At 36.6% G+C, this 6,193-nt stretch carries 7 protein-coding genes and 1 pseudogene; 2 read left to right on the top strand and 6 right to left on the bottom strand.

Annotation, left to right across the window (positions count from 1 at the left end; translation table 11 throughout):
• From H5072_RS09565 to H5072_RS21100, 5 genes are all read right to left on the bottom strand, one after another.
• On the bottom strand, positions 1-786 hold a 786-nt coding region (locus H5072_RS09565; RefSeq protein ID WP_182693387.1), incomplete at its 3' end, for a GAF domain-containing protein.
• 296 nt (positions 787-1,082) lie between these two features.
• Positions 1,083-1,760: a DUF799 domain-containing protein gene (locus H5072_RS09560; protein ID WP_165743139.1), complete on the bottom strand. Its 678-nt coding sequence runs from the start codon at positions 1,758-1,760 to the stop codon at positions 1,083-1,085.
• A gap of 1 nt (position 1,761) precedes the next feature.
• Positions 1,762-2,109, bottom strand: a complete 348-nt coding sequence (locus H5072_RS09555) for a DUF4810 domain-containing protein (RefSeq protein WP_008165258.1) — start codon at positions 2,107-2,109, stop codon at positions 1,762-1,764.
• Positions 2,109-2,789 carry a CsgG/HfaB family protein gene (locus tag H5072_RS09550; protein ID WP_076923668.1) on the bottom strand — a complete coding sequence of 227 codons (681 nt, stop codon included), beginning with the start codon at positions 2,787-2,789 and terminating at the stop codon, positions 2,109-2,111. The genes H5072_RS09555 and H5072_RS09550 overlap by 1 nt, the downstream gene beginning before the upstream one ends.
• Positions 2,790-3,491: 702 nt before the next feature.
• Positions 3,492-3,866, bottom strand: coding sequence for a DUF1223 domain-containing protein (locus H5072_RS21100; RefSeq protein ID WP_259395915.1), 375 nt, complete (start codon positions 3,864-3,866; stop codon positions 3,492-3,494).
• 134 nt (positions 3,867-4,000) lie between these two features.
• Here H5072_RS21100 and H5072_RS09540 point away from each other — a divergent pair, with 134 nt between their 5' ends.
• Positions 4,001-4,678 (top strand): glutathione S-transferase family protein, encoded by a 678-nt coding sequence (locus H5072_RS09540; RefSeq protein WP_182693386.1) that lies wholly within the window; start codon positions 4,001-4,003, stop codon positions 4,676-4,678.
• A 55-nt stretch (positions 4,679-4,733) separates the two neighbouring features.
• Here H5072_RS09540 and H5072_RS09535 read toward each other — a convergent pair.
• Positions 4,734-4,967: pseudogene (locus H5072_RS09535) on the bottom strand (sodium-independent anion transporter); the annotation flags it as partial.
• A gap of 621 nt (positions 4,968-5,588) precedes the next feature.
• Here H5072_RS09535 and H5072_RS09530 point away from each other — a divergent pair.
• Complete coding sequence (locus H5072_RS09530; RefSeq protein ID WP_182693385.1) at positions 5,589-6,116, top strand: hypothetical protein; 528 nt, start codon at positions 5,589-5,591, stop codon at positions 6,114-6,116.
• Positions 6,117-6,193 lie beyond the last annotated feature (77 nt).

The raw sequence follows: 6,193 nt of genomic DNA, 5'->3' as shown, positions 1-6,193 counted from the left end.
ATTTAATTTACCCGCTTCAATTTTTGAAAAGTCTAAAATATCATTTACAATATTTGAGAGTATATTCGCGGAGCTTAAAATACTTTTTAGGGCGTTATCTTTTTGTATATTTGAAGTCTCTGCTAGTCCAAACTCAGCTAAATTTAAAATGCCGTGCAGCGGAGTTCTTAGCTCGTGAGACATATTTGCTAAAAATCGACCTTTTAGAGTGTTAGCTGTATCAGCTTCTTTTTTTAGTTCTTCAAGATTTTTATTATGTATTTGTTGTTGTTTTAATGCAGTGGCCAGCTTTCTGTTGTTTAACCTGAGCTCAAGTTGTGCGATAACTTCTTTGCCAAGTATTTTCAGTGCGTTAATTTGTGTTTGAGTTAGCTTTTTTGGCTGGTCGCTGATAACACATAATGTACCAATTGTGCTGCCACTAGGTGTAACTAGCGGTGTGCCCGCATAAAACCTAATGTTTGGATCGCTGGTTACTAGAGGGTTATCATAAAAACGTTCATCAAGTAGAGCGTTTTGTATTTCAAATACTTGGTCTTGCAGTATTGTATGAGAGCAAAATGCGATATCTCTTTCAGTGGAGTCTACATCGATACCATACTTTGATTTAAACCACTGCCTTTGTGGATCAACTAAGCTTATAAGTGATATGGGGGCCTCACAAATATCAGAAGCAAGTTGAGTTAAATCATCAAATACTTTTTCGGCTTCAGTATCTAATATTTCATACTCGTAAAGGGCCTTTAATCTAGATTCTTCGTCAGCTGGTATTTGTGCTTTTATCATAGTAATGCTCAATATTTATATAGATTCACTATAAGAGTAATTTAGTGATAATGACAACTTTAACATGTAGAACCGGCTAAAAAAAAGACATTGCATTTTGCTACTCTATTATTACTTTTTTGAAATGTTTTTTCTATTGTGACTAATATTGATTTTTAAACTCGTATTTTAAAATCTGCTCTAAATACTTAAAAGTAACTTTGCTAAGCTTTTTAGCTAGGTAAGCTTTTATTAAAAAGGCCGAATCCCATTTAATGATTCGGCCTTTTTAAGATTTAGATTAATAACATTAAGAGTTATTTTTTCTTTTCGCTTGGTGCTGGTTGGCCATAATTAGGTGAACGAGGTCCATATAATAAGCCGTTGTAAACATCTGAAGAAAGTAAGCGTGTTGAAGTCATTGCTGCGATTTCAAAGCCTTTATCGGTTACCGTTTCAGCAATTTGATTGATTGCTGCAATAACAAGCATACCTACAAGGCCACCACCGCCATTACTTTGTTGTTCAGCTGAAGAGGCTCTTGCTTTGCCTTGCCATAATTGCTCGCCAGTGCGTAAATCAACTAATGAGGCTGATACAGTTACAGCTGTTTCGCTAGAAATTACAACATAGCTAGTGCCGTATTCTTCAATAGTGATGTAAAGCGCAGAGTCTGCACCAAAAATTTCATGTAATTTATTCGCCGGTACTTGGTGTACGTCGCTTGCAACAGTGAGGCCATTACCTTTAAAGGTTTGATCAACTAAAGCAACAGGAAAAACATAAAAACCCGACTCAGCTATAGGCGCGACCATTTGAGTCATCACACTGTATGGTGCAATTACTTCAGGTGTATTATTTAGCGGAGGTAAAATAATAACTGAGTGAGGGTCTGCTTGTTTAAATGCTGTGTAGTCATGTGCTGGTGGAGGTGAAACACAACCAGCGAGTAATGCGACTAATGCGATCGCTGTGTATGATTTTAAATTAAGCATATTAAGCGCCTTTCGCAGATTTTAGAAGGAAGTCGATGTAATGAACTGATTCTGGGAAAAGTGATTTTTCAGTTTCGAAGTGAGTAGTGCCTAATGAAGGATTACCCGTTTCAAAGTACAGCATACCTAGGTGAGCATGTAGGCCAGGTGCAACATTCTTACTTTTGTTTGCGGCATCGGCAATAATTTGCTCAAGCATACTAATTTGCTCTTCGGCTGTTACGTCATCTGCTTTTAAATAGGCGTATACGGCAGTGCTATAGTCGCCGTAATAGTAAATAGGTTCTTTCGTTGAGTTACAACCCGTTAGGGCTATACAAACAAATGCTAAGGTAATTAGCTTTTTCATTATTTATTGCCCCATTGGCCAGCTTCAAGACCAGTAACTAACTTGTTAACGACTTCGCGAATAGCTAGGTCAAGTACTTTGCCATTTAATGTGGCATCGTATGAAGCTGTGCTACCAAAACCAATAACTTCACGTTCTGATAGGCTGTATTCACCAGCACCTTGCACTGAATAAATAACTTCTGATGTAGTAACATCAACAACATTAAGCGTTACTTTAGCATAAGCAATTTGCGATTTACCTTTACCCAATAAACCAAAAAGCTGGCGATCGCCAATGGCTTTACGGCCAAACTCTGTTACATCACCAGTTACAACAAATTTAGCACCGCTAAGAACTTGTTTTGTACCTGTTAACTTTGCCTCTTCCGCAAGGGCTGCCATATTGTCGCGATCAAGCACACTAAAGCGATTTGTTTGTTGTAAGTGGCTCATTAGTGTTGTTTTTGCTTGGCTACCTAAACGGTCTTGGCCTGATGCAAATATACCATTTTGAAAGCTCGAACGGTTTACAAACTGACCTACGACTAGTTTGCTTTTTGCACCTGAGTAGGTTGTGTTATAGCTAGCAACAGTTGGTGTTTCTATTACTTTTGATGATGTTGTAGCACACCCAGCTAAAGACGAAGCTGTAATTGCAGCGATTACAATTGTTTTAATGTGGCTTTGGTTAATTCGCATAAATTTTTGTCCATATAGATAATTGCAGAAGTTTTTATTGATAGGCGCTTGATTTTTATACTTATAAGTCAATTACTTATTTCAAGAGTCCATTCAACTTACTTTATAAACAAAAGTTGATGTAAATACAATGTTATTTATGTTTTATACAGATACACACAATGAAAAAGAATAAATTCTTTGTAATAACAATGCTAATTCATTAGTTTTTAAATTATTGAAAGCCTTTTTCTATAGTTGATATACAAGGAGATTTATTGCGCGCTGAGTTGTTAATTAGTAATTTTATTCAATTAACTGTAATTTTTAAAACCAATCGGCTGCAACTTGTAGTGGGGAAGGATCGCCTTTTTTAGATACCTAAAACACTAAGGCTTGCTTTGTTGGCGATATTTTTTTAGCGCGAGGCAGGGTTAAGTCAGCTAATGATAATTGCTGCTTGGTCTGCATGTTATTTTGCTCGTAGCCAATAACAACAAAGTCGTGTTTTAACTTATGGCCTGCGTTTTCGCCGCTGTGTATTGGTGTTTCTATGCCAAAGCCTAACAGAGCTACATGGGCTATTAAGTTTTGGTCAGTATTATCTTCGATATTAACAGTATCGTATTCGAGATTAATTTTACTGTTGTTTATAGTCGCTTTTAAATTACCTAAATAACGGGCTTTAGCTACAGGAATAGCTTGTTTATAAAACCAACCTAGTCACCCGTTGCCGTTAACCATAAATCTTGGAGTAGCTACAATCCTACTTTTACCAAGTGCCTTATAAGTGCGTTGTCTGTTACTAAACACAGCAGAGGCAAACGGGTCTTTCCAACCCAAATAATTCCAATAAGTAACATGAAAATTAATAGGGATTAAATCAGTCCATAGTTTTTCATCATCTGTAAACGTTGAAATCCAGCGCTCTGCTGGTGGGCAACTACTGCAACCTTGCGATGTGTAAAGCTCTAAAAAGGTAGTCGGATTAGCTGTACTAGAAATAGTTACTTGCTCAGCAGCTTGGCTTTGAAAGCAAAAAATTATTAACCCAACAAGTGAGATTAAAAATGGATGGGATGGTGCTTTAAAAGGCATGTTACTTCTCGCAAAGGCTGATATTGCATTCAGCCTAAATGATATTTACGAATGTAGTATAACGAAATACTCACAATTAAATCACGTTTTAACTGTGTATTTTATTTAGCTGCTCAATTATTGAAATACTTTACATGATTAAATTTTATTTTCACCATACTCCTAACCCAATGAAGGTTGCACTCTTTTTAGAAGAAACAGGCTTACCGTTTGAACTTGTTCCTCTTGATACTTTAAAAGGTGAGCAACATACACCTGAATTTAAAGCAATTAATCCAAACGCTAAAGCGCCAGCAATTGTTGATGGTCAAACGCGTGTGTTCGATTCGAATGCTATTTTAATGTACCTTTCTGAAAAGTATGGGAAGCTTGAAGGCAAGGGCGAGGACCGCGCTGAAATGCTGTCGTGGTTAATGTTTATCGCATCTGGTTTAGGTCCGTATTCAGGGCAAAGTGTTCACTTTAGACACATGGCGCCAGAAGGGCTTGATTACGCGGTTAATCGTTATTTACGTGAAGCGCAGCGCCATTACGAAGTACTTGATACTCACCTTGAAGGTCGTGACTTTATAGTGGGTGATACATATACCATTGCTGATGTATCTGCATGGGGCTGGATTGATAAAGCACCGGTTGTACTAGGTGAAGAGGGCTTAGCGCCGTACCCAAATCTTAAGCGTTGGTTTGAAAGCATTGATAGCCGCCCAGCGGTTGCACGTGCACGCGCAATTGGTACTGATATAGCCTTTAAAAAAGAGTTTGATGAAGACGCTAAAAAAGCGTTTTTTCCTTCAAACTACCCAAAAGTATAAAAAGTAATTAATACTAAACAGCAGATCAGTTAGCTGATCTGCTTATTGTATTTTATTACTGTGTGAGCGGTTCTTTATTTTCGTCTGACTCAAACAAGCTAACCTCTTGCGTGTGCTGGCTTACGCTATTTCTTTTTAGGGCGATGTATAGGTCTGAGTGAATGTATATGCCCTCTGTTCCTGACTTCATACCGGCAATTTCAAACCATGAGAGCAGCTGGCGTTTTCTGCCTGCAAGTTCAAGCCTTATATCGCGCTTTTTAAATATAACGTCGAGGTCGGCAATGATTGGTATTTTCTTTTATGTGATTAAAGTGATTGCTAAATTAACTGGCATGAGATTGAACACATGGTTCATCCACAGTAATTTAAGCATAGATCCAAAGAAATAAAAAACGGGCCTTCATGAAGTTATAAGTATTCAAATATAAATTATTTAGGCTAACTTAAAGCCATATATCCTCAAACTTGACTCCGAGGGTATGCTATTAATTTAACACCTTGTTGATAGCTAGGCTTATCAACAAGGCGATACTGAATTATTACTTTTTAGTTGCTTCGAGGTTTGAAATATTTTTTATATATTCTACACGGTGATTTATATGGACATTAATTATTGTAGTGCAGAGTTCGCAACAAAAATAATAAGGTTAGAATAATCGATGAATTTAAATAGGTACTAAAAGTATTAAAAAACAAAGGATAACCCCTCCACCTCTAATTTACACGTAAGCTTATTTACTTTGGGAGTTGAGTTATTACTCGTCAATCAAGTTGGTGTTAGTCTTGCAACTGCTTTTATGATGATAAAGTGAATTTATTAGTCGTATTTTCAATTATCAATAATTTTTATTAATTAGTGTTAGTAGTTTTACTAAACCACTATTTATTTAATGCGGAGATAATAGCCATGAAAGCGAATATAAGCAGTGGAGATAAAGCCACTAAAGTGGGTGGTATTTTTGACAGCGAACATAAAGCTAAAGCAACCTTTGATATTTTAAATAATGACGAGAATTTTGTAAAACAAAGCATAAGGCTAATTCCACCTCACGATCAACATTACGATGAAAAGGTTGAGCCTGAAGATAAAAAAATTGCTAAAACTATGTTGAAATCACACTTAGTATTTGCCGTAGTTGGTCTTGTTGTTGGTGTGATTATTGCCAGTATACTCTTTTTATTAGAGTTTGAATTTTTACAACAACACATCCTAGAAACATATGTTTCGATAGGTATTCTTTGTACTTTTGTTGGTTTACTAATTGCTGGAGCTTTTTCGTTAAGGCCAGATCACGATGATTTGATCAATAATATAAGAGAAGCAACTCGCTCGGGTCTGTGGGCGATTGTTGTACATACCGATTCCCACGAGAAAATGGAAAAAGCAAAAGATCTTATGCAGCCACACGCTGTATCAATATCGACGACTTTATAATGCTAATTGACATAATAATTTAACCAACAAGGTTGTATAGTAGTGTTGTTGGTTAAACCGTATTATAACTTAGCTGC

It is taken from the genome of Pseudoalteromonas sp. SR45-5 (assembly GCF_014163565.1).
In the GTDB taxonomy this organism is placed as follows: domain Bacteria; phylum Pseudomonadota; class Gammaproteobacteria; order Enterobacterales; family Alteromonadaceae; genus Pseudoalteromonas; species Pseudoalteromonas distincta.
This window is presented reverse-complemented; position numbering and strand designations above follow the sequence as displayed.